The organism is Pseudomonas sp. P5_A2_2 (assembly GCF_054177685.1).
Genome location: NZ_JBGCUL010000661.1, coordinates 1 through 2,533, shown reverse-complemented (window position 1 = coordinate 2,533; position 2,533 = coordinate 1). Strand labels below are relative to the sequence as shown.

Here is a 2,533-nt window from a genome sequence, read left to right as displayed (position 1 = left end):
GTTCGAGATTTACGAACAGGCGTTGCGCAACGACCCGGTATTCCTCGGCGCGATCAAGGAGCGCGACGCCGGCCTGGAAAACCGCGCCATCGGCCGCGCCGGGCTGTTGCCGAGACTGGGTTACAACTACAACAAGGGCCGCAACTCTTCCAAGGCCACCTACTTGAACGAGCACCGGCAAAACCAGACCGATGACCGCAACTACAGCAGTTACGGCTCAAGCCTGACCTTGCAACAACCGTTGCTCGACTACGAGGCCTACGCCGCTTATCGCAAGGGCGTGGCGCAGGCGTTGTTCGCCGATGAAAACTTTCGCGGCAAAAGCCAGGAGTTGCTGGTACGGGTGCTGGAAAACTACACCAAGGCCTTGTTCGCCCAGGACCAGATCGACATTGCCCAGGCCAAGAAAAAAGCCTTCGAGCAACAGTTCCAGCAGAACGAGCAGATGTTTCGCCAGGGCGAAGGCACGCGTACCGACATACTCGAAGCCGAGTCGCGCTATGAACTGGCAACTGCCGAGGAAATCGAGGCGCGTAACGAACAGGATGCGTCCTTGCGGGAGCTGGGTGCGCTCGTCGGCGTGCCCACTATCGACATCGCTGATCTGGCACCGCTGGAGCAGAACTTTCAGACCTTCACCCTGCAACCGGCCAATTACGACACCTGGCACGAGATGGCGGTGGCCAACAACCCGAACCTGGCCTCCCAGCGTCAGTCGCTGGAGGTAGCGCGCTACGAAGTCGAACGCAACCGCGCCGGGCACCTGCCCAAGGTCAGCGCCTACGCCACGGTGCGCCAGAACGAATCCGAAAGCGGCAACACCTACAACCAGCGTTATGACACCAACACCATCGGCATCGAAGTCAATGTGCCGTTGTATGCCGGCGGCGGGGTCTCGGCTTCGACCCGGCAGGCCAGCCGTGCGATGGAACAGGCCGAGTACGAACTGGACGGCAAGACCCGGGAAACCCTGATCGAGCTACGTCGGCAGTTCAGCGCCTGCCTGTCGGGGGTGAGCAAGCTGCGGGCCTATCAAAAAGCCCTGACTTCCGCTGAAGCGCTAGTGGTGTCGACCAAGCAAAGCATCCTGGGCGGTGAGCGGGTCAACCTCGATGCGCTGAACGCCGAACAACAACTGTTCACCACCCGCCGGGACCTGGCCCAGACCCGCTACGACTATCTGATGGCCTGGACCAGGTTGCATTACTACGCGGGTACCTTGAGCGAGCAGGATCTGGCTCGGGTGGACGAGGCGTTTGGCCAGGGGCCGAGGACTCGGTAACACCGCAGAACCTACACAAAAACAAAAAAGCGAGTGTTCAACATGGACGTACGCATCAAACCGGCCCCGGTCGGCATGCTGTTGCTATTGATTGGCGCAGGCTCGGAACAGGCCGCCGCAGCCTGGCTGGACACCGGCACCCTCGGCGATCCCGTCAGTTGGCTCAGCGCCGAGTTTCAGCGCGACTGGGGCCTGGGCCTGGCCTGGCAGTTCTGACTTGAAGGAAGAGAGAGCACAACATGGGACTGTTTGATTACAAAAATGCCGGCAGCGAGGCCGGCAAGGTGTTGTACACCGATGCCATCGCCCTGACGTTGTATGCCTATGCACCTACCGGCCAGTCATTTCCGGCCAATGGCTGGGCGCCGATCGGCGCCAATGCCCTGGGTTATCAAGGCAAGGTCGGGGCGCAGGGCACGTATTTCGGCGAGAAGGACGGTTTCACCAGCGCCGAAGCCGAAGTGCTCGGCAAGTACGACGCCGCCGGAAAACTGATCGGTATCGGCATTGCTTTTCGTGGCACCGGCGGGCTCGGCTACAACGACACGTTCGGCGATATGAAAAACAACCTGTTGGCGGCGGTTGGCCCAGTGGATTACGCAACCCACTACGCAAAAAACGCCTTCGATACGCTGCTCGGTAAAGTGGCTGCGTTCGCCATCGCCTATGGCCTCAGTGCCGAGGACGTGCTGGTCAGCGGKCACAGCCTCGGYGGSCTGGSRGTCAACAGCGTCGCCGAGCTGAGCGGGAACAATTGGGGCGGCTTCTACAAGGATGCCAGTTACGTAGCATTCGCTTCGCCAACCCAGAGCTCCACTGGCAATAACGTGCTGAACATCGGTTACGAGAACGATCCGGTGTTTCGGGTACTCGACAGCACCACCTTCAGCAGTGGCTCGCTGGGCAAGCATGACGGTCATCAAGCGTCGGCCACCAACAACATCGTCAACTTCAACGATCACTACGCATCCACTGCGCAAAACCTGGTGCCATTCAGCATTCTCAACCCGATGAACTGGTCAGCCCATGGCTCGCTGGGCTACGCCGACGGATTGAACCGGGTGATCGACTCGCGCTTCTACCAGTTGACCGACAAGGATTCGACCCTGATCGTTTCCAACCTTTCGCAGTCGGCACGAGGTTCCACTTGGGTCGAGGATCTTGGACGCAGCGGTGAACCGCACACCAGCAGCACGTTCATCATTGGCACCGACAGCGACGACCTGCTCAAGGGCGGTCTCGGCAATGACT

At 60.2% G+C, this 2,533-nt stretch carries 2 protein-coding genes and 1 pseudogene; all 3 read left to right on the top strand.

Annotated features, from left to right (window positions below):
* The coding region (locus ACXRVY_RS23845; RefSeq protein WP_458238411.1) for a TolC family outer membrane protein at positions 1 to 1,282 on the top strand (1,282 nt) is incomplete at its 5' end.
* Between the two features lie 42 nt (positions 1,283 to 1,324).
* Complete coding sequence (locus ACXRVY_RS23840) at positions 1,325 to 1,498, top strand: hypothetical protein (protein ID WP_223457243.1); 174 nt, start codon at positions 1,325 to 1,327, stop codon at positions 1,496 to 1,498.
* A 23-nt stretch (positions 1,499 to 1,521) separates the two neighbouring features.
* Positions 1,522 to 2,533, top strand: a pseudogene (locus tag ACXRVY_RS23835) (polyurethanase); the annotation flags it as partial.